This is a genomic window from Bradyrhizobium sp. B124, assembly GCF_038967635.1.
Classification (GTDB): domain Bacteria; phylum Pseudomonadota; class Alphaproteobacteria; order Rhizobiales; family Xanthobacteraceae; genus Bradyrhizobium.
This window is the reverse complement of record NZ_CP152413.1, coordinates 8,734,523-8,756,204: the sequence shown is the minus strand read 5'-3', so window position 1 is coordinate 8,756,204 and position 21,682 is coordinate 8,734,523. Positions and strand designations below refer to the sequence as shown.

The following is a 21,682-nucleotide window of genomic DNA, read 5'->3' as shown; positions in this document are numbered from 1 at the left end:
ATGAGCACTCTCGCGGCGCGATCCGCCCGAGGTTTGCTTCGTGTGCCGCCCTCTCCTTGAGAAGAGGGCGCAGGGAAAGCCGGGTGCCGATCGCACCCATGGGCCCCGTGCAAAAGTAGAAAGCACGGGGGTAGGACCACAGGTGTAACCGGAGCAATCCGGCTTTCCCTGCGCGATGGCTTACGGCTTACTTCGTGCTCTCCCCGGCGAGACTGGGCTTGTTTGTCACCGTCTTCACAACGCGCATCGCGCAATGCGAAAAGACACCTACCGCTAGGGCGTCAGGACCACACGACTTCACCGTCCGCTTCATCCGCACTCGTCAGTTGCGCAATCGGCGTCCACCGCATCTCGACCCGCGTTCGTGACGACCGCGAAGCGCCCCTCGTGCCGGGCGAGACGGACGCATTGAACATCTGAGTTGGGTCCGGCGTCAAGTTAAATTCTGAAAAGCCGAACAAAATTCGCGAGAGTTTCCGCCGGACCGAAGCCCGGCAGAAGCATCGCGTCATGCGCCCTACTTCAACGCGGCCAGGCCGGCGAGCGAGATCACATAGTCCTGCGAGCCCGAACCGCCGCTGACGCCGATGGCGCCGACGACCTTGCCGTATGCGCTTGGCTACAATGAAAATCGCGTGACGCGAGGGAATATCGAGGTCGCGCAATGCTGCGTGGGTCGCTACAGTCCGCGCGCATCAGAAAGGACATCCGAATGGATCTGGGTTTGAAGGGACGAAACGCCATCGTGCTCGGCGGCACGCGCGGCATCGGGCGGGCCATTGCGGCGACGCTGGCCGGTGAGGGCGTCGGCGTCGCGGTCTGTGCGCGCAATGCCGAGCAGGTTGCTTCCAGCGTTGCCGAGTTGAAGGCTGCCGGCGTGCGTGTCACCGGCGCGGCCGTCGATATCACCGACGCCGCGGCGCTGACATCGTGGATTGCCGGTGTCGCAACCGAATTGGGCAGCATCGACATGATGTTCTCCAATGCGGGCGCGATGGCGCAAGGCGGCGATCCGGCGTCGTGGGAGCAGAATTTCCGGCTCGACGTGCTCGGCGCGGTGAACGCGTTCGAGGCGGCGCGTCCGTTCCTCGAAACGAGCGGCGAGACAACCGGCGACGCGGCCTTCATCATCATCTCGTCGATCTCGGCAGCGCAAGCGGATCGCGCCGGCTCCTACGGTCCGATCAAGGCGGCGCTGGTGCACATGGCGAAGGGACTGGCGCGGCAATACGCGGCGAAGAAAATCCGCGTCAACGTGGTGTCGCCGGGCACCGTGTATTTCAAGGGCGGCATCTGGAACATGGTGGAGCAGAACACGCCGAAGATTTATCAGGACGCGCTGGCCCGCAACCCGACCGGCCGCATGGCGACACCGCAGGAGATCGCCAACGCCGCGGTGTTTTTGGCGAGCCCGGCCTCCTCGTTCACGACCGGCTCGAACCTCGTCGTCGACGGCGCGATCTCGAACCGGGTGAATTTTTAAGAGGCACAACTTCACCGTCGTCCTGGCGAAAGCCAGGACCCATTACCCCAACTGTCGTTGTTGGGCGACGCTGGGGCTACAATCCCTGCAACAACAAAGTTCGGTGGTTATGGGTCCTGGCTTTCGCCAGGACGACGTTGGGGAGATAGCGGGCTCAACAGCCACCGTCATCGCGCGATGACTAATGGAAATCCCGTGACGGCGGCAGGATGCGGACGTTGCGGGGGTGGCGGATCCTTTGCGGCGGGTTGTCGCCGTGATCGCGGCTGATGTCGTTGAGCGGCTCGATCAGCGCCGGGCCCGCCGGCACCGGATGCTTGCTGCTGAGGGATTCGTTGGCGAGGCCGATCAGATCGTGGGAGCGGTCGGTCATGCGTTGCGCCACCAGATGCGTCACGCCCTCGGGGCTGCTCTGGATGTAGCCCTCGACCAGGATCAGGCGCGCACCCATCACCTCTTTCCGATACTGCTCCATTACCTTCGGCCACACCACGATGTTGGCGATGCCGGTCTCGTCCTCCAGCGTCATGAACACGACGCCCTTGGCGCTGCCCGGCCGCTGCCGCACCAGCACGACGCCGGCACAACTGACCCGGCGGCGGTCGTTGCTGCGGTTGATGGTGTGGCAGGCGACGACGCGCTCTCTGGTGAACATCTCGCGCAAGAATTCCATCGGATGGCCCTTCAGCGACAGGCGGATGGTCTGGTAGTCGGCGACCACCTGCTCGGGACGCGGCATCTCCGGCAGCGGTTTTGCGCCCTCATCCGGCTGCTCGCGCGCGGTAGCGGCCTCGAACAGCGGCAGCGGCACATCGTCGGGCAGCCGCCGCACCGCCCACAGCGCCTCGCGGCGGTCGAGCCCGAGCGAGCGGAACGCATCGGCGTCGGCGAGCAGGATCAGCGCGCGCTTGGGGAGAGCGGTGTCGCGGGCGAAGTCCTCCAGCGAGGTGAACGGCCGGCGGTTGCGCGCGGCGACGATGCGGTCGGCCCAGTCTTTCTCCCCGTCATTCCGGGGCTCGCCAACGGGTCCGCGCAAAGCGCGGCCCGATGACAGACTCCGCGAGAGCCCGGAATCCATCGGGCCACGTCTATGCTGAGAAATGGATTCCGGGCCTGCACCTGACGGCGCATCCCGGAATGACGATTGTAACTGCTTCAGCCTCTCCTCGTCCTCATCCAGCCAGTGAAATCCGTCGATCTGGCGGAAGCCGAGCCGCACTGCGCAATGCTTCCCGTCGCGCTCCTCCAGCGTGTTCTGCGCAAAGCTGAAGGAGACATCGACCTCGCGCACCGTGACGCCGTTCTTGCGGGCGTCGCCGACGATCTGCGCCGGGGCATAGAAGCCCATCGGCTGCGAGTTGAGCAGGCCGCAGCAGAACGCATCGGGATGATGATGCTTCAGCCATGAGGAGATGTAGACGAGCTGCGCGAAGCTCGCGGCATGGCTTTCCGGGAAGCCGTAACTGCCAAAGCCCTTGATCTGGTCGAAGCAGCTGCGGGCGAAATCCGGATCGTAGCCGCGCGCGACCATGTTGCCGACCAGCTTCTCCTCATAGCTGCCGATGGTGCCGAGGTTGCGGAAGGTCGCCATCGAGCGGCGCAGACCATTCGCCTCTTCCGAGGTGAAATGTGCCGCCTCGATCGCGATCCGCATCGCCTGCTCCTGGAACAGCGGCACGCCGAGCGTCTTGTGCAGCACGTTGTAGAGTTCGTCCTTGTTACCCTGGTCCGGCGCCGGCGCTGGATAGCTGACCTTTTCCTGGCCGTTTCGCCGCCTCAGATAAGGATGCACCATGTCGCCCTGGATCGGACCGGGGCGCACGATCGCGACCTCGATGACGAGATCGTAGAACGTCCGCGGCCTCAAGCGCGGCAGCATGTTCATCTGGGCGCGGCTCTCGACCTGGAACACGCCGAGCGACTCGCCGCGGCACAGCATGTCGTAGACTTCTTTTTCGTCCTGCGGGACGCTGGCGAGCTCCCAGCGCTCGCCCTTGTGGTCATCGATCAGGTCGAAGCATTTGCGGATGCAGGTCAGCATGCCCAGCGCCAGCACGTCGACCTTCATCATATGAAGCGCGTCGACGTCGTCCTTGTCCCATTCGATGAAGGTGCGGTCGTCCATCGCGGCATTGCCGATCGGCACATAGGTGTCGAGCCGGTCCTGGGTCAGCACATAGCCGCCGACATGCTGCGAGAGATGGCGCGGAAATTCGATCAGCTCGGTGGCGAGCTCGACCGCGAGGTTGATCATCGCGTTCTTCGGGTCCAGCCCGGCCTGGCGCACCTGCATGTCGTTGAGGCCCTTGCCCCAGCTGCCCCACACGGTGTCGGCGAGCGCCGCGGTGACGTCCTCGGTCAGCCCGAGCGCCTTGCCGACGTCGCGGATCGCGCTGCGCGGTCGATAATGGATGATGGTGGCGATGATCGCGGCGCGGTGGCGACCGTAGCGGCGATAGACATATTGCATCACCTCCTCGCGCCGCGAATGCTCGAAATCGACATCGATGTCGGGCGGCTCCAGCCGCTCCTTGGAGATGAAGCGCTCGAACAGCAGATCGACCTTGGTCGGATCGACCGAGGTGACACCGAGCACGTAACAGACCGCCGAATTCGCCGCCGAGCCCCGCCCCTGGCACAGGATGTTCTGGCTGCGCGCATAGTGCACGATGTCATGCACGGTGAGGAAGTAATGCGCGTATTTCAGCTCGGCGATCAGCGCGAGCTCCTTGTTCAGGGTGGCGCGAAGTTTTCCGTCGATCTCGCCGCCGAAATATTTGTCGACGCCGGCCCAGGTCAGGTCTTCCAGATGCTGCTGCGCGGTCTTGCCCGGCGGCACCGGCTCGTCGGGATACTGGTATTTGAGCTGGTCGAGCGAGAACGAGATGCGTTTCGCAAAGCGCATGGTCTCCGCGATCGCGGCAGGCCAGTCGCGGAACAGCCTGATCATCTCATGCGCCGGCTTGAGATGCCGCTCGGCATTGGCCTCGAGCCTGCGGCCGACAGCCTCGATCGTGGTCTTTTCGCGGATGCAGGTCAGCACATCCTGCAGCGGACGGCGCGCGGGATGGTGGTAGAGCACCTCGTTGGTGGCGAGCAGCGGCACGCCGGCGTCAGTGGCGAGGCCATGCAGCCGCGCGAGGCGGCGCCTGTCGTCGCCGCGATAGAGCAGGCTTGCCGCCAGCCAGACACCGTCGGCCGCGCTGGCCTTGAGCTGCGCGAGCAGATCAAGCGCTTTTTCCGCCTCGAAACGGTGCGGCAGCGCCAGCACCAAGAGCTGGCCTTCGGCGAAGTCGACGAGATCGGACAGGGCGAGACGGCAGTCGCCCTTCTCGATCCGTTCGATGCCGCCGCCGCGCTTGCCGCGGGTCAAGAGCTGGCACAGCCGGCCGTAGGCGGCGCGGTCGCGCGGATAGACCAGGATGTCGGGCGTGCCGTCGACGAAGACGATGCGGGCGCCGATCAGAAGCTTGGGCGGATGGGCGACCTTGTCGCTGTCGAGCTCCTTCCAGGCGCGCACCACGCCGGCCAGCGTGTTGTGATCGGCGAGCCCGATCACGGGAATCCCGAGTTCGCTCGCCTGATGCACATAGGCGCGCGGATCGGAGCCGCCGCGCAGGAAGGAGAAATTGCTGGTGATGCCGATCTCGGCATAGTCGGGCATCAGATTCTTGTTTTGACGCGTTTTCTTCACGCGAACCGGCTCCCACTTCGCTCGAAAACGCTCTGCATATTCATGCGAACAGCCCGTGCACATACCAGTTGGCCGGGACCGGCTTGCCTTCCTCGTCGCGCAGCTCGCTCTCGTAGAGGCCGTCGCGAAAGATCCAGAAGCGCTGGCCCTCGGCATCCTCGACGCGGAAGTAATCGCGCGTCAGCGCCGCGCCGTCCTGCTTCCACCATTCCATCGCGATGCGCTCGGGGCCCTCGACCCGCACCACCGCATGCAAGGCGCGCCGCCAGGTGAACTGGTGCGGCGGACCGTCCGGCACACTCGCGAACGGCACCTTGATCGGCTCGGGCCGCTCGAACAGCCTGAGCGGCCGCAGCGGCGGCTCGCCGACGACGCGCTCCGGCCAGGCGGCCGCGCTCGCCGCGGCCAGATGATGCTGCGCCGGCAGCGCGAGCGCTGATCGTTCGGGGATATGGCTCTCGAGCGGCAGATGCACGACGACGCGCTTGCCCCCGATACGGGCGGCGATGCGGTCGATCAGCGCCGAGATCTCGTCATTGTCGTGCACTGACGTGTCGAGATCGCGCTGCTGCTGCACCACGATCTCGGTACGCCCGGCTGCGAGGCGGATGAGATCGAAGCCGAAGCCGGGGTCGAGCGGATCATTGAGCGCATCGAGCCGCTCGCGGAACAGGCGGTCGATCATCTCGGGCCGCGTCACCGGCCGCCCGGTCTCGACCATGATCGCACGCACCGCGCCGTCGGTACGGAAGAAGCTCGCTTCCAGCTGCCGCGCGCCCTTGCCCTGCTTCTCCATCGCCGCAACCAGCGTCTTGGCGAGGCTTGAGAGCGTCAGCGCGATCACGGTGTCGGTCGCGATCGGCTCGGGGAAACGTTTCTCGACGATGTAATCGGGCAGCGGCTTGCGCGGGCTGATCGGGGCATCGCCCCGCCCGAGCGCGTGGCCGAGCAGGGTCGTGAAATCAGCGCCGAACCGCGCCGAGATCTCATGCGGCGCGCGCGAGGCGACATCGCCGATGGTCTTCAGGCCGGCGCGGCGCAGGCCGGTGGTGACAGTGGCATCGGCGCCGAGCGCCGACACCGGCAGCGGGCCGACCGCCTCCGCCTCCGCGCCATCGGCGATGACCTGCCCCGAGGCATAGCGCGTCAGCGTGCGCGCCGCGATCGAGGTGCCGGCAATCACCGCACTGACGGCAAAGCCGCGCCGGCTCAGCGCATTGATGACGATCTGCAGCAGCGCGCGCTCGCCGCCGAACAGATGCGCGCAGCCGGTGATGTCAAGGAACAGCCCGTAAGGCGGATCGAGCGCGACCAGCGGCGTGAAGCGGTCGCACCAGTCGGCGATGTCGTTCAGCGTCTTCAGATCGGCGGCGGGATCGGCGTCGTAGACCGTAAGCTCCGGGCAGATCGCCCGCGCATTGGCGAGCGGCAGCCCGATCGACAACCCGGCCCGCACCGCCGCCTCGTCGATCGCGTGCAGCAGGATCGCGTTGTGGTCCTTTGCGACCACGACACTGGGGAGTTCTCGTGAGAACCGAAGTTCTTTCTTCGCCTCTCCCGCTTGCGGGGGAGGCCGGATCGCATCGCGAGATGCGATCCGGGTGGGGGCTCTCCCCTCAGCGGGACTCGTGGCGAGACCCCCACCCCAACCCTCCCCCGCAAGCGGGAGAGGGAGCCCGACCACCGCCCGTGTGTCGGTTGGCACAACGGCATGCGCGTCAGCTTGCGAGGCGATGTCCTGCGCGAGCTTGCGCTTGATGCGGTCGATGGGCAGGCGTGGCAGCCACAGGCTGAGGATACGCCGACGGTTCACTGAATTGGCACTCATCACATTTCCATTCCATGATCCATCGCCCGACCGGGCCATGACGGTTGCGCACGAGTTCGGCATCGAAGCGCGGCGCGCCCCAGGCGCAGGCAGCATTGCCGGGCGGCGAATGCGCCGCGCGCACGATCCAGCGCGTCTCCGCGGTCGAGGGGATCGGAGTCGCCGCGATCCGCAGCACCAGCGCGGTGACGCCGGAGGCTTGCGCGGCCAGGGTCAGTTTGCGGCTGGCGACGAGATCGAGCTGGCGCGCATGGCCCCAGATCTCGAGGACAACCGCGCCGAGCGCATCGCAGGCGAGCGCGTCGGCCGCGGTGCGCAGGCCGCTGTCGACATCGGCGGCACGCACGGTGACCAAGAGGCGCGGATCGAGGCCGAGCTCGGCCAGCCCGCGCATCGACAGCGCGCCGTTTTCGCGATCGGAAAAATCCTGCCGCACCCAGACCAGCGGCTTGCGCGCTGACACCCGTCCGGCGAGCCCGGCGATGAAGCCGGTCGCCGCGCCGCCTTGATGGCCGGCCGCGAACACCTCGTGCAGCGCGGCCGGCGCAAGCCCGCCGCGCAGCATCGCGTCTGCGCTCGTGTGTCCAAGCGCGATGCGGTTCGGCATCACTGCCTCCGATGGCGCCTCGATGCGCGCGATGCTGCCGCGCAGAGACGCAAGCGTACCCGTGCGTGCGCCGTTCATTGCGCCGCTCCTTCCACCTGAAAATTTGAGGCCGTCACTGACCTGAACAGAGAACCAGGGACTGGCCCATTTGTTCATGATATGTTCTAATATAAAGCTAACAGGGCCCGCGGAGTCAATCGGATTGGTGAGCTCATCGATTCATGAATGGAATCAATGAGATTCAGCAGCCGCCGAACCGGATGGGCCCTTCTCTTCCGCAAGTCAGGCACGCAGGCCCGAAAATGGCGGCGTGACGGAAACGGAGCAATCGCATGCGTATCATCGTGCTCGACAACGACACCGACTTCGAGGGCTGGCGCAAGGCCGCGCGGCGATTGGCGCTGAATGGCGTGAATCCTGCGGAGGTCACGTGGACCGTACGCAAGGACGACGAACCCTCGTCAGCCTCCTGCGTGAATGACTTGCCCGATGCACCACAGGCGCAGTTCAATGTCCCCGCCATTTTCGTCGAGCTCGCAAAGACCGCGATCCTGCATCGCAATGACGAGCGCTTCGCCCTGCTCTATCGCCTGCTGTGGCGGCTGCGCAGCCATCACGATCTGCTCAGCGCGACTGATGATCCCGAGGTAGCCGAGGTCCACGCGATGGCGCGCGCGGTCTATGGCGACATCGACAGGATGCACGCGCAGCTCCGTTTCCGCGAGATCGGCCGCGAACGGACGGCGCATTACGTCGCCTGGTTCGAGCCGGAGCATCGCATCGTCGAGTTCGCCGCACCTTTCTTCGCCGGCCGCTTCGCCGACATGCCGTGGTCGATCCTGACCCCCGACGTCTGCGCGCATTGGGACGGGCACGCGATCTCGATCTCGCCGGGCGTCGCCAAATCCGAGGTGCCGAGCGAGGATCGGCTCGAGGAGGTCTGGCGGCGTCACGACAACGGCCTCTTCAATCCCGCGCGGCTGAAAGTGATGGAGATGCCGCAGGCCTATTGGAGGAACCTGCCCGAGGACTCGATCATTAAGCCGCTGATCGAAGACGCCATGCGCATGACCAGCGGCCCCTTCATCGCACGCAAGGCGGCCGAGCCGCGGAAGCCGCAGGATGAGCCGATGGCCCGCAAGCAAACTCACGACATGCAAGTTCACGACACGATCGCTGCCTTGCGCAAAGAGGTCGCCGATTGTCGCGCCTGTCCGCTGTGGAAGGACGCAACCCAGACCGTGTTCGGCGAAGGGCCGCAAAGCGCGACGCTGATGCTGGTCGGCGAGCAGCCCGGCGACAAGGAAGATCTCGCAGGCCATCCCTTTGTCGGACCGGCCGGGCAGATGCTCGATCGCGCGCTTGAGGACGCCGGCATCGCGCGCGCCAAGGTCTACATCACCAACGCGGTGAAGCACTTCAAATTCGTGCCGCGCGGCAAGATTCGGCTGCACCAGAAGCCGGGCACACAGGAGATCCGCGCCTGCCGTCAGTGGTACGCGCGCGAGCTTGACGCCATCAGGCCGGAACTCGTGGTGGCGCTCGGCGCCACCGCAGCGCAGAGCGTGCTCGGCAAAATCACCCCGATCAACAAGAACCGCGGCCGCCTGATCGATCACGACGGAACCAAGGTGCTCGTCACCGTACATCCGTCCTACCTGTTGCGGCTGCCAGACGAGAAAGCCAAAGCGCTGGAATATCAGCGCTTTATTGACGACCTGAAAATTGCCGCAGATCAGTTGCGCAACGCGACCCGCGCGGCCTGAGTTGCGCCAATCCGGCGGAACCAGGGACCACACTTCAACGTGAAATTGTCTCTGGACGCCGACAAATACCTACAACCTTTAATTGATCCGTGATACTGTGACATGTTCCATAGGTATCGGGCGTCATGTTCACGCCATGACGTACCTGAGGCGGGCGCGCTGCGCGGTTTGCTAGCCCCAATCGTGCGGCGCGCCACCTCATCTCGCAATCCTCCCCTCCTCAGTCACCTGCTCGCGGCACGCGCCGGATTTCTGGTTATTTGAATTCCTGGTTGCCGGGATTTCCAGTGACCTTGATTCCCGGTGGCGTGGCTTCGCGGGCCCGACGTCTCGCTGCCGGCGCCCTCGCCTTCCGCATGTCTCGCTCCGCGAAACCCGGACAGTGACTTCAGTCACGATCATTGCGCGATCGGTGATCGTCTGTTGCTGAAGATTGCCACGAGGCCACGAAGGCCCGTGGACCTTCAATGCGTTGCACAACAATTCGGCGGGATGTCCACCGTTATGGGTGGCCGGTTCATTTCGCGGGGCGGATTTCAATTGCCTGTCATATGCATCGATCAAAATCGGAGGCATTGGGACAGGAGTTTACCATGAGCGATATGGCGTTACCCGGCTCGATCGAGCCCGCCCTGAAAAAGGGTCCGGACCTCGACAAGGGCTTCCACCCCATGACGGGGATCATTTATTTGGGCGTGGTCGCAGCCGCGCTGCTGTTCGTTGCCTACAGCATCTATGCCGACGTCGACGCCACCGGCACGCGCGTCACGTCGTTCCTGCCCTACATCATGCTGTTCGTCGCGCTGCTGATCGCGCTCGGCTTCGAATTCGTCAACGGCTTCCACGACACCGCCAACGCGGTCGCCACCGTGATCTACACCCGCTCGCTGCCGGCGCATATCGCCGTGGTCTGGTCGGGCATGTTCAACCTGTTCGGCGTGCTGCTCTCGAGCGGCGCCGTCGCGTTCGGCATCGTGTCGCTGCTGCCGGTCGAACTGATCCTGCAGGTCGGCTCCAGCGCCGGCTTTGCGATGGTGTTCGCGCTCTTGATCGCCGCCATCATCTGGAATCTCGGCACCTGGTGGCTCGGCCTGCCGGCCTCGAGCTCGCACACCCTGATCGGTTCGATCATGGGCGTCGGCATCACCAACGCGCTGCTGCGCGGCCGCGACGGCACCTCCGGTGTTGACTGGTCGCAGGCGACCAACATCGCCAAGGCGCTGCTGCTGTCGCCGCTGTTCGGTTTCGCGCTCGCCGCCGGCCTGCTCTACATCCTCAAGATCGTGCTGGCGCGTGCGACACCGGCGCTGTTCGGCGAGCCGGTCGGCAACCAGCCGCCGCCGTGGTGGATCCGCGGCATCCTGATCCTTACCTGCACGCTGGTCAGCTTCTTCCACGGCTCGAACGACGGCCAGAAGGGCATGGGCCTGATCATGCTGATCCTGATCGGCACCGTGCCGACCGCCTACGCGCTGAACCGCGCCCTGCCCGCGAGCCAGATCGAGCAGTTCGCCGCGCATTCCACCTCGGCCAGCAAGGTCATCGAAGGCAAGGCCGCCGGTTACAACGTGATCGGCAATCCGCGCCCGGCCGTGACCAACTACGTCGCGCAGCACCAGATCAACGAAGGCACCTATCCGTCGCTGGCGGTGCTGGTGCGCGACATTGGACAGCAAGTCGCCCAGTATGGCTCGCTGGCCAAGTTCCCGGCTGACGCGGTCGGCAACACCCGTAACGACATGTACCTGGCGTCCGAGGCGATTCGCTTCCTGATGAAGGACAAGGAAGCCGAGCTGACAGCCGCCGACGTCGCCACGCTGAACGAGTACAAGGGCTCGCTCGATGCCGCGACCAAGTTCATCCCGAGCTGGGTGAAGTTCGCCGTCGCCATCGCACTCGGCCTCGGCACCATGGTCGGCTGGAAGCGGATCGTCGTCACCGTCGGCGAGAAGATCGGCAAGACCCACCTGACCTACGCGCAGGGCGCCTGCGCCGAGATCACGGCAGCCGCGACGATCGCGGCGGCCGACGGCTACGGCCTGCCGGTCTCGACCACGCACGTGCTGTCGTCAGGCATCGCCGGCACCATGGCCGCCAACGGCTCCGGTCTGCAATGGGCGACGATCCGCAACATCGCGATGGCCTGGGTGCTGACCCTGCCGGCCGCGATGATCATCTCGGGCTGTCTGTACTACGTGTTCTACCACGTGTTCTGATGCGACACGCTTTCGGCGCGGCATCGCACCGGACGAAGGCCCGCACGTCAGGTGCGGGCCTTTTGCTTTTTGACGGTCGCGGCGCGCTCAGGCGGCGTACACTTTCGCGACCTCCGCCAGCAGTCCGCGCGCCCATTTGTGCAGGCCGGATTTGGCCGTCCGGGCGCTCCAGTACATGTCGATCGAGATCGGCACGCGGAACGGCAGCGAAGCGACGTGCAGGCCGCCGCCCATCGCCCGCGCCAGGTGATGCGGGATCGTCGCGACCAGCCTTGTGCCGGCGACGATGCGCTCCAGACTGTCGTGGTTCGGAAGGCTGACCGCGGGCTCAATCTCGATCTCCCTCGCCTCGAGGGCCTCGAGATAGAGCGGCTGCCACTCGCCGCTATGGGTGATAAAGACGTGTTCGGCCTTGCCGTAGGCCGACAATGCGATCCGGCCGCGTGCCAGCGGATTGGCCGGATCCATCACGCAGACATAGTGATCGGTGAGGATATGGCGCCGAAAGAAGCTTTCGCCGACCACCCCGACCGGACCGAGCACGATGTCGCACTGGTTCTGCTTGAGATGGATGTCGCCATGGCCCGCGGCATCGAGCAGGACGAGACGGACCCGTGGTGCGCCGGAACGCAGCCGCGCAGTGAACTGCGGCATCAGGGTCTGGCGTTCGTGATAGTTGCAGGAGATCGTCACGCTGCCCTGCGCCGTCGCCGGATCGAATTCAGCCGGTGAGGCGAGCCCATCGATCTCGCCGATCATGTCCCGCGCCCAGGCGACCAGCGCCGCGCAGCGTTCGGTGGCGGTCACGCCATTGCCGTTGCGGACGAACAAGGGATCACCGAGCGCGCCGCGCAGCCGCTCGACCGCGTAGCTGATGGTGGACTGGTTGACGTCGAGCCGCTTGGCCGCCGCAGAGAACGACTGCAAATCGTAGACCAGTACAAGCGTCCGCAAGGTCCCGATGTCGATCGGATCGATCGAGGAATTGGCCGCCACGCTGCACCTCCCGCCTTGCTGGCGGCCCAACCTAGCACGATGTCATGGAATATTTCGATGGCCTATATCGATCCCATCGAATTGAACGATTGCTGGAGCTGGCGCTAGGCTTCGCGAAAAAGCGCTCCGGGAGGACCAATGACCAGCACCGTGCCCGTCGTCACCGACATCGCGTATCCGGATCTGCTCGACGACCCCTATCCGATCTTCCGCCGCCTGCGCGAGCTGGCGCCGGCGGTGTTCGTCGAGCCCGCGAGGCTGACACTGGTGACGCGCTTCGACGACATCGTACGGATCGAGCGCGACCCCGCGACCTACTCGGCCGATAATCCGACCTCGCTGGTCAACAAGGTGATGGGGCCGACCTTCATGCGCAAGGACGGCGCCGAGCACGCGATCGGCCGCAAGGCGATCGAGCCCTCGTTCCGCCCGGCCACGATCAAGGAGTATTGGGCGCCGAAATTCACCGCGATCGCGCAAGAGCTGATCGATGCCCTATCCGCGGCCGATGAGGCCGATCTGTTCTCAGCGCTGGCCGCGCCGATGGCTTCGCGCAGCCTGATGGCGATGATCGGCTTTCGCGCGATGCCGTGGCAGACCCTGGCCGACTGGTCACAGGCGCTGATCGACGGCGCGGGCAATTACGCTGCCGATGCCGGGATCGAGCGCAAGGCGATGCAGGCCAGCGCCGATGTCGACGCCGCGATCGACGCGGTGCTCGATGATCACCGCAGCCATCCCACCCCCTCGATCCTGTCCTCGATGGTCAACGCCGATCCGCCGATGCCGATCGAGGGAATCCGCGCCAACATCAAGGTGATCATCGGCGGCGGGCTGAACGAGCCGCGCGATGCGATCCTGACCCTCGTGCTCGGTCTTCTGCAAAACCCGGCGCAGAAGGACAGCGTGCTGGCGAAGCCGGAACTATGGCCCGCTGCGCTCGAGGAAGCGGTGCGCTGGATCTCGCCGATCGGCATGTATCCGCGCCGCGTCACGCGCGATGTCGATCTTTCCGGCACCACGCTGCCCGAGGGCCTTCAGATCGGGCTCTGCGTCGGCGCCGCGAACCGCGACGGCAATCGCTTCGCCGAGCCCGATCGTTTTGACGTGACGCGACCGAAGCAATCGCATCTGGCGTTCGGCGCCGGACCGCATTTCTGCGCCGGCACCTGGGTGTCGCGGCTCACCGTCGGCAAGATCGTGGTGCCGATGCTGTTCGCGCGCTTGCCCAACTTGCGCCTCCGCGCGGAGGCGCCGCCTGTCGTCCGCGGCTGGGCGTTCCGCGGACCGGTGACGCTGCCGGTGCGATGGGATGCGTGAGGTCGTCCGGGACGCGGACTCATTAGGCCGCAGCCAGACGCAACGCCCTCGGCCCGGCCCAGGCCTACGGCCAGAAGCGGACACCACCTGTCGGCGCTCAATCCGTCGAAAATGGCCCAAAGCGGACGTGTCTGAGCGTGCAGAAGTTGCCAATTCCAGGAGAACTCGCGTATGCACTATGTGCAGGGTCGTAATGAGAGCATGCAAATGGCGATAGAGCTGAGGGGCGCGAGCGGCGAGGGATTTGCGACGATTGCCGCTGACGGTCGCGTGTTGGATTCCTGGTTCCTTCAGCTGCGCCTGGTCGCGGAGGCCGACAAGGCGGCAACGGTACGGCTGACGAAGGACGAGCTCAACAGATCGTTGGGTGAGTCGGCAGACGGATATGCGCGACACGACGACGTCCGCAATGTCGACATCGTTCCAATCCGTACGGAAATTGGCTCCCTTGCATCTGCGCCAACTGATGTGCACGACGCATATCTTCGACTCCATCTACTGAGCCACCGGCTCGTTCAGCCGAATTGCCTGAACCTTGATGGAATTTTCAGTCAGTTACCTAACGTTGCCTGGACGACCCTCGGTCCCTGTGAATGCTCTCGTGTACCGGACGCACGACTGATAGCACGAAAGCGCGCCCTCGCGTTTGAGGTGACAGGCGTGGATAAGTTTCCGCGCATGACTGACTATGTGACGCCTGCGGACGTGAGAATTGCAGATGCGGATCGCGTAAGGCTCGGAGCGTATTTGGCGCCGGGCACGACCGTCATGCATGAAGGCTTTTGCAATTTTAATGCAGGTACGCTCGGTCCCTGCATGGTCGAAGGCCGGATAAGCGCCGGTGTGGTTGTGGGAAGCGGCAGCGACGTTGGTGGCGGAGCGTCGATCATGGGCACTCTGTCCGGGGGCGGGAAAGAGCGGATTACAGTTGGTGAGCGCTGCCTGATCGGCGCCAACGCCGGTATCGGCATTTCATTGGGTGACGATTGTATCGTCGAGGCGGGCTGTTATGTCACGGCAGGCGCGCGCATCCTTTTGGAAGATGGCCGAGTGCTGAAAGCCAAAGAACTCTCAGGCCAGAAGGGCCTTCTGTTTCGTCGCAACTCCCAGAGCGGCGCTCTCGAGGCAACCAGACGCACAGCAAATTGGGACGGCCTCAACTCGCAACTTCACGGCTAGGCAGCTCACTCGAAGACGTCGCCGGCGACATGTGGCGCGTCAGCGACGTCGCCTTCTGGCCCCTCGCGTCATTTACTGCTGCTGCACAAAGCGGCCGTTAGCGGAGCGAAGCGGACATCATGAGAACTCATGAGTACGCGCACTGGCTCGTCATTGCGAGCCAACGGGTCGCGCGAACGCGCGCCCGATGAGCGGCTCCGCGAAGCAATCCATCTCTTCGCTCGCTGAAGCATGGATTGCTTCGTCGCCACGCTCCCTTGCGCAAACGCTTCACGTTTGTCGCAGGCAATGCCGATTGAGAGGTAGCGCAGCGACCAACGGCAAGGATCACGCCGCCAGCGCGTCCTCCACGATCTTCACGAAATACGAGGTGCCGTAAACGATCGCCTCGTCGTTGAAATTATAGGCGGGGTGATGCAGGCCGGCGCTGTCGCCGTTGCCGCAGAAGATGAAGGCGCCGGGCCGCGCTTCCAGCATGTACGAAAAATCCTCGCCACCCATCAGCGGCGGCATCGGATGCACATTGCCGTCCCCGGCCACTTCCTTGGCGATGCGGGTCGCGAATTCGGTCTGCGAGGCGTGGTTGACGGTGACGGGATAGCCGCGCTTGTAGTCGAGATCAATCCGCGCGCCGGTCAATTGCGCCACGCCCTTGACCACTTCGCCGATGCGCTTCTCGATCAATTGCCGGACCTCCGGGGTCAGGGTGCGGACGGTGCCGCGCAAGACCGCGGTCTGCGGAATCACGTTGCGGGCATTGCCGGCGTGGAATTCGCAGATCGAGATCACGGCGGAATCGAGCGGATCGACGCTGCGCGACACGATCGACTGCAGCGCGGTGATCAGTTGCGCGCCGACCATCACCGAATCGATGCATTTGTGCGGCCGCGCGGCGTGGCCGCCGAGCCCCTCAATGTTGATATTGACCTCGTCGGTGGACGCCATGATCGGGCCGGAGCGGATCGCGAACGAGCCGATCGGAATCCCCGGACCGTTGTGCATGCCGTAAACCTGCTGGACGCCGAAGCGGTCCATCAAGCCGTCCTTGATCATGGCGGCCGCGCCGGCCCCACCCTCCTCGGCCGGCTGGAAGATCACGACCGCATCGCCGGCGAAATTGCGCGTCTCGGCGAGATAGCGTGCTGCGCCGAGCAGCATCGCGGTGTGGCCGTCATGGCCGCAGGCGTGCATCTTGCCCGGCGTCTTCGAAGCGTAAGGCAGGTTGGTTTCCTCGTGGATCGGCAGCGCGTCCATGTCGGCGCGCAGGCCGATCACCTTGACGTCGCCCTTGGCCGCCCCCTTCTTGCCCTTGATGACCCCGACCACGCCGGTCTTGCCGAGCCCGGTCACGACCTCGTCGCAGCCGAATTCACGCAGCCGGTCGGCCACGAATGATGCAGTGCGGTGCACGTCGTAGAGCAGTTCGGGGTTTTCATGGATGTTGCGGCGCCAGGCCTGGATATCGGGTTGCAGATCGGCGACGCGGTTCACGATGGGCATGAGAATTCTGGCCTCAGAGGTTGGACGTAAGTCCTGTCTAGCATGCAAGAGCCGGTCCACCCAACAGATGTGGCATGCCTCTGGCCTGGGCCCTGCATTCGCAAATGGGATGCCGAATGTGCCCAGGACATGGGGGCCGGGTGGCCTCGTCCATTCGCCAACGTCTGGCCGGACGGATCACATCCGACCAAAGCCCAATAGTGCCGCGGATTTCTCATGCGGATACTCCTTCAGGTTTCCGCACCGAAATCCCCTAGCCTTCAAAGAAGGGCGCGGCTGCATGACGCCGGATCAAGCGGTCTTGTTCTCCACCATCATCCTGCTGGTGCCGATGGGCTACTTCTTGCTCGCGGCCCCCGCGTTCCTGCTCGTGAAGCTCGACGTCCCGCCCGTCACCCGCCTGCTGCGCGGCATGTTCAATGCCTACTTCCTGGTGCTGACGGTCTCCGGTGTGATCGGAACGCTCGCCTTCGCCGCGGCGGGCCGGCCGGCTGTCGCGCTTGGCATCGCCTTGATCGCGGCCTTCGCGGTGCTGGCACGCCGATGGTTCCTGCGGCGGCTCGATGCCGAGGCGGACGCGAGAGACCTTGGCGATCCCACCGCGGTGCGGCGGCTGCGCCGGCTGCATTGGGGCGGCATGCTATGCAATGCGGTTCAGGTGTTCGTATTGGTCGGCAGCATTCCCTACATGGCGCCGCTGCCTTGACCAAGTGTTGCTCCGCCGATCCCATATCCGCTTGGGGCGCGCAAGATTGGAAGCCGCGTCCGCTTTGCCCTCGAAGCGCGGCGCAGAGCAATATCCGCTCTTGCCACGAGGAGCCCGCCCGCTATGCGTCGCGTTTCCGATGCGGATCGTATTTCGAAAGTACGTCTTTGAGGTAATCCCGGCTCTTCCATTCCGGTGCGGGCGGCTCGTAGCCGGGCCGAGGAACGAACGGATTCGCCGCCACATCCGCTGACGCGCCCATCATGTCCGGAATGTAGCGCGGGCAATTCGGAAAGATTTCGCATTTGACGCTGACGACAAGCTTCGCACCATGATGCCGGGCAAGCGTGTCCGCGCCGTCGTGGATCGTTGCCTTGCCTCGGATGCGCGCGCGAAACGTCTTGCCGTCGAGGCGCACAAACAGCAACCCGACGTTCGGGTTGCGGTGAATATTGCCGAGTGTGCGGTACATGTTGTTGCCGTCATACTCGGGGTATTCAAGCGTGTCGGGCCCCGTGATCTTCACGAAGCCGGGATCGCCACAACGCATCGAACAATCGACGTTATCCTGATAGCTCGTCGCGATGAAAAAGAATCGCGTCTCCTCGATGAGCTTGCGCTCCTGTTCCCAGAATTCGAAGTGGAGGCGATGCTTCTCGAGGCCGTCGGCGACGCGACGACCGTCGAAGCGGTCCTGCAACTCACGCATTCCGTCGTGGTAGAAAGGGGCGCGGATTGGGTCTGCCACAAGAATCCTCCAGCAAGTTGAGCAACCGGTCTGCAAGTTTTGGCACGGCGAGAACATGCGGCGCAGCGGCAGCAGAATCTCCTGGGCGCACCCGGCCGCAGACGGCTAATTTCCTCGCGCCTGCCGGTCGAACGCGCTCAACACGGCAAGCGTCATGGCCTCGACACCGGTCTTGATGGTCGGCTCCGGCACCGGCGCGAACAGCGGCGAGTGGTTGGTGGGCAATGGCGGGCCGCTGCCCGCCCGCGCCGCGGCGACGCGCTCCGGCTCGTAGACACCGATATTGAAGAACATCGACGGCACACCGGCGCTGACGAATTCCGAATAATCCTCGCTGGGCGTGCCGGGCGGCGAGGTTGCGAACTTGTCGCCAAACGCCGCCTTCAGCACCTTTTCCGCCGTGCCGACCACGTCGGGATCGTTGATCACGGCCTTGGTCCCTTCGGCCAGGTTGATCTCAGGCTCCGGCGCATTCGACATGGCGGCGACCGCCTTCGCCGTCCGCTCGATGCCTGCGAGCATCTTGGCGCGCACCTCGGGCTTGAAGGTGCGAATGGTGCCGAGCAGCACCACATCGTCAGGAATGATGTTTGACGCGGTGCCGCCGTGAATTGCGCCGATGCTGACCACGCCGAATTCGGTCGGGTCCTTTTCGCGGCTGATCACGCTCTGAACATCGACGACAAAGCGCGCGGCCATCATCACGGGATCGATGGTCGCCTGTGGCACGGCCCCGTGCCCGCCGCGGCCGCGGAATTTGATGTAGAGGCCATCGGCGGCGGATGAGCCGATCCCGACGCGATAGCGCACCGTTCCATAGGCGAACGGGCCATCGTGCAACGCGAAGCCGAAATTCGGCTTTGGAAACTTCGTGAACAGACCATCCGCCAGCATCGCCTTGGCGCCCGCCACGATTTCTTCAGCCGGCTGGGCGATGAACATCAGCGTGCCGTGCCATTGGTCTTTCAGGCCGACCAGAGTCTTGGCCGCGCCCACCCAGCTCGCCATGTGGATGTCGTGGCCGCAGCTGTGGGCCACGAAGGTTTCCCGTCCCTGCCATGTGGTCTTGTCGTGGCTGGCATAGGGAAGGCCGGTCTTCTCTTCCATCGGCAGCGCATCGAGTTCGGTGCGCACCATGATGGTGGGGCCCTCGCCGTTCCTGTAGATCGCGACCAGCCCGGTCTTGCCGACGTGCTCCGTCACGTCGAAGCCCAGCGCCCGCATCTCGGCAGCCAGTTTGGCCGCGGTCTTCTCCTCCTGAAACGCGATCTCGGGGTGGGCGTGAAGGTCCTTGTAGAGCGCGTCGAGTTTCGGATAGTCCGCCTCGACCGACTTCTCGATGGCGCCCTTCAGCGCGGCGACATCGAGTTCAGCATTGGCCCGCAGCGGCAATGACGCGCAGAGCGCGGCGGACACAAGCAGCGTGAGAACAATCTTGTTCATGGCAATCGCTCCAGCCGAAACCCGGATACTGCACCCCGAGCGCCAGGCCGGGCTCGGCTCCGCGATCTAAGCAGGCGAGGTGATCGGAAACAATGACTGATCCAGAGCGTGTGCGCACCTAGCCTGAGGTGAGCATCTGGCTGCGGATCTCCTGTGCGGTGCGGCGCAGCGGCAGCAGAAATTTCTTGCGCGCGCCGGCCTCGCTGACCGTGCCCGAAATCGTGTTGACGCTGAGCGCCGCGACCACCGCGCCGGCCGGGTCGCGCAGCGGCACGGCGATGCCGCAGATCGCGGGATCGAGCTCGCCATCGACCCAGGCGTAGCCGTCGCTCTCGGCCCGTGCGAGCAATTCGCCGAGACGCTCCGGATCGGTCACGGTGCGCGGCGTGACCTGCTTGAAGCCGCCGGTCGCAAGATAAGCCTCGCGGGTGCCTGGCGGGAGCGCCGCGAGCATGACGCGGCCGAGCGACACCAGATGCGCGGGCAGCCGGCTGCCGACGCCGAGATTGGCCGACAGAATCCGCCGCGCCGGCAGACGCAGCGCATAGACGATCTCATCCTCATCAAGCACCGCCATCGCGCAGGACTCGCCGATCTCGTTGCGCAAATTCTCCAGCGCGCGCTGCGCATGCGCCCAATAAGGCAATGCATTGAGATAGGACAGGCCGAGCCCGAGCGCGCGCGGCCGCAAGCTGAAATAGCGTCCATCCGAGGCGCAATATTTCAGCGCCACCAGGGTCGCGAGGATGCGGCGTGCGGTGGCGCGGTTGAGACCTGCGGTGTCGGCGGCCTCCGCCAGCGTGTGCCGGCCCGGCGGCTTGCCGAGCGCCTCGATGATCGAGAAGCCGCGCGCGATCGCACGCACGAAGCCGTCACTCTCCTTGCTCATGGCGTCATCTGGTTCGGGCTGTCGTTCTGCTCATCACATCGCAGCCCGCATGGCTGCCTGCACATGACGCGGCGCTGCCCGCTTGTCAGGGGCTCCCGACCGCGCTAGCGTCAATTCACACAGCGAATGAACTGTTCGCCTGGCGAACTGAATAGCAGGAGGATCCTCGATGGCGCAAGCAGAAAGTTCTGCGGCCACCCCGTTCGAAACCGATTTCTGGAAGGACGCGAAGCTGCGCAAGGTGTGGGACGACATCGTCCCCGGCGAGCCGCGCAAGACGCTGCCCTACCTGCTCACGCAGGAAGCGATCGCGCTGTACTGCCGTGCGGTCGGCGAGACCAATCCGCTCTATCTCGACGAAGCGGCCGCGAAGGCCGGGCCCCATGGCGGACTGATCGCCCCGCCTGCGATTCATATTCTGCTGATGTTCGCCTGCACGCCGGCCGACGACTGGATGCGCTCGCCGGGCACCGTCAATGCCGGGCAGTCGTGGAGCTACAACATCCCTGCCCGCCCCGGCGACACCATCACCCTGCAGGCCCGCGCGCTCGACAAGTTCATCAAGCGCGAGCGGCTATTCGTGGTGCACGACAACGTCTTCTTCAACCAGCATGGCGACGTGATCTGCTCGGGTCGCGGCCAGACCATCCGTCCGATCTAAGGAGGATCACGATGACCACAGCGAATTTCGATGCTCTCAAGGCCGGCGACACCATCGACGGCCCCGCCTTCGCGGTCTCGCGCGAATCGATCCGCCTGTTCTGCGATGCATCGCTCGACTACAACCCGCTGCATCTCGACGACAACTACATGAAGGGCGATTTCGGCAAGACCAATTTCGGCGGCATCATCATGCATGGCATGAACAATTTCGGCCTGATCTCGCGCATGCTGACCGACTGGGCCCTGCCCGCCGGCGCGATCCATCGCAGGCTCGAGACGCGTTGGCTGAAGCCGGTGAAACCCGGCGACACGATCCGCCCCGCCGGCACCATCAAGGCCAAGCAGACGACCGCCAAATCGCGCTGGGTGCTGATCGACGTCGCCGTGCAGAACCAGCGCGGCGAGACGGTCGCCGCCGGCGAAGCGATGCTGGAGTTTCCGAACGCGAAGGCGGGCTAACAGACCTTAGCCTCGCCCCGCGTGCGGGGAGAGACCGGAACGCATCGCAGATGCGTTCCGGGTGAGGGGGAGTCTCCGCGGGCTCAGCTGTCGCCGCGTTATGCGGAGACAGCCCCTCACCCCAACCCTCTCAGAGCGAGCTTCGCTCGTCTCGCTCCCGTAAGAACGGGGCGAGGGAGCGCACC

The 21,682-nt window shown here is 64.8% G+C and carries 16 protein-coding genes; 8 read left to right on the top strand and 8 right to left on the bottom strand.

Going from position 1 to position 21,682, the window contains the following annotated elements:
• Nucleotides 1-712 precede the first annotated feature (712 nt).
• Entirely contained in the window at nt 713-1,483 is a 771-nt protein-coding gene (locus AAFG13_RS40850; RefSeq protein ID WP_212311088.1) for an SDR family oxidoreductase, read from the top strand.
• Nucleotides 1,484-1,664: 181 nt separating this feature from the next.
• Here AAFG13_RS40850 and AAFG13_RS40845 read toward each other — a convergent pair whose 3' ends face one another.
• The 3 genes from AAFG13_RS40845 to AAFG13_RS40835 all read right to left on the bottom strand — a co-directional run bounded on the left by AAFG13_RS40845 (nt 1,665) and on the right by AAFG13_RS40835 (nt 7,690).
• The gene (locus AAFG13_RS40845) at nt 1,665-5,147 is read right to left on the bottom strand and encodes an error-prone DNA polymerase (RefSeq protein WP_342713509.1); all 3,483 of its coding nucleotides are present in this window, start codon (nt 5,145-5,147) and stop codon (nt 1,665-1,667) included.
• Nucleotides 5,148-5,217: 70 nt separating this feature from the next.
• Complete coding sequence (locus tag AAFG13_RS40840; RefSeq protein WP_342713508.1) at nt 5,218-6,756, bottom strand: DNA polymerase Y family protein; 1,539 nt, start codon at nt 6,754-6,756, stop codon at nt 5,218-5,220.
• A gap of 139 nt (nt 6,757-6,895) precedes the next feature.
• Nucleotides 6,896-7,690 (bottom strand): DNA repair protein, encoded by a 795-nt coding sequence (locus AAFG13_RS40835; RefSeq protein ID WP_342710508.1) that lies wholly within the window; start codon nt 7,688-7,690, stop codon nt 6,896-6,898.
• 254 nt (nt 7,691-7,944) lie between these two features.
• Between AAFG13_RS40835 and AAFG13_RS40830 the strand changes: the two genes are divergently transcribed.
• Both AAFG13_RS40830 and AAFG13_RS40825 read left to right on the top strand, forming a co-directional pair.
• A complete protein-coding gene (locus tag AAFG13_RS40830; RefSeq protein WP_342710507.1) occupies nt 7,945-9,378 on the top strand; it encodes a UdgX family uracil-DNA binding protein in 1,434 nt (477 codons plus the stop codon).
• Between the two features lie 593 nt (nt 9,379-9,971).
• Nucleotides 9,972-11,594 carry an inorganic phosphate transporter gene (locus tag AAFG13_RS40825; RefSeq protein ID WP_212311091.1) on the top strand — a complete coding sequence of 541 codons (1,623 nt, stop codon included), beginning with the start codon at nt 9,972-9,974 and terminating at the stop codon, nt 11,592-11,594.
• 87 nt (nt 11,595-11,681) lie between these two features.
• On the opposite strand, the gene AAFG13_RS40820 is transcribed toward AAFG13_RS40825, so the two are convergent.
• Nucleotides 11,682-12,590 carry a LysR family transcriptional regulator gene (locus AAFG13_RS40820; protein ID WP_212311092.1) on the bottom strand — a complete coding sequence of 303 codons (909 nt, stop codon included), beginning with the start codon at nt 12,588-12,590 and terminating at the stop codon, nt 11,682-11,684.
• A 138-nt stretch (nt 12,591-12,728) separates the two neighbouring features.
• Here AAFG13_RS40820 and AAFG13_RS40815 point away from each other — a divergent pair, with 138 nt between their 5' ends.
• Nucleotides 12,729-13,910 (top strand): cytochrome P450, encoded by a 1,182-nt coding sequence (locus AAFG13_RS40815; protein WP_212311093.1) that lies wholly within the window; start codon nt 12,729-12,731, stop codon nt 13,908-13,910.
• Between the two features lie 171 nt (nt 13,911-14,081).
• Complete coding sequence (dapD, locus tag AAFG13_RS40810) at nt 14,082-15,089, top strand: 2,3,4,5-tetrahydropyridine-2,6-dicarboxylate N-succinyltransferase (protein WP_249778723.1); 1,008 nt, start codon at nt 14,082-14,084, stop codon at nt 15,087-15,089.
• Nucleotides 15,090-15,416: 327 nt separating this feature from the next.
• Here dapD and AAFG13_RS40805 read toward each other — a convergent pair whose 3' ends face one another.
• Entirely contained in the window at nt 15,417-16,589 is a 1,173-nt protein-coding gene (locus AAFG13_RS40805) for a M20 aminoacylase family protein (RefSeq protein WP_092125137.1), read from the bottom strand.
• Between the two features lie 280 nt (nt 16,590-16,869).
• Here AAFG13_RS40805 and AAFG13_RS40800 point away from each other — a divergent pair, with 280 nt between their 5' ends.
• A complete protein-coding gene (locus AAFG13_RS40800; RefSeq protein ID WP_342710506.1) occupies nt 16,870-17,295 on the top strand; it encodes a hypothetical protein in 426 nt (141 codons plus the stop codon).
• Nucleotides 17,296-17,416: 121 nt separating this feature from the next.
• Here the strand turns inward: AAFG13_RS40800 and AAFG13_RS40795 are convergent, their stop codons facing one another.
• From AAFG13_RS40795 to AAFG13_RS40785, 3 genes are all read right to left on the bottom strand, one after another.
• On the bottom strand, nt 17,417-18,043 hold the full coding sequence (locus tag AAFG13_RS40795; RefSeq protein WP_212311095.1) for a pyridoxamine 5'-phosphate oxidase family protein: 627 nt from the start codon (nt 18,041-18,043) through the stop codon (nt 17,417-17,419).
• 105 nt (nt 18,044-18,148) lie between these two features.
• Nucleotides 18,149-19,486 (bottom strand): amidohydrolase, encoded by a 1,338-nt coding sequence (locus AAFG13_RS40790; RefSeq protein ID WP_342710505.1) that lies wholly within the window; start codon nt 19,484-19,486, stop codon nt 18,149-18,151.
• A 118-nt stretch (nt 19,487-19,604) separates the two neighbouring features.
• Nucleotides 19,605-20,375 carry an IclR family transcriptional regulator C-terminal domain-containing protein gene (locus tag AAFG13_RS40785; protein ID WP_342710504.1) on the bottom strand — a complete coding sequence of 257 codons (771 nt, stop codon included), beginning with the start codon at nt 20,373-20,375 and terminating at the stop codon, nt 19,605-19,607.
• Between the two features lie 169 nt (nt 20,376-20,544).
• On the opposite strand from AAFG13_RS40785, the gene AAFG13_RS40780 reads away from it, so the two are divergent.
• Together AAFG13_RS40780 and AAFG13_RS40775 are read left to right on the top strand one after the other, a co-directional pair.
• A complete protein-coding gene (locus AAFG13_RS40780) occupies nt 20,545-21,036 on the top strand; it encodes a MaoC family dehydratase (protein ID WP_342710503.1) in 492 nt (163 codons plus the stop codon).
• Nucleotides 21,037-21,047: 11 nt separating this feature from the next.
• Entirely contained in the window at nt 21,048-21,497 is a 450-nt protein-coding gene (locus AAFG13_RS40775) for a MaoC family dehydratase (protein WP_342710502.1), read from the top strand.
• Nucleotides 21,498-21,682: the final 185 nt, after the last annotated feature.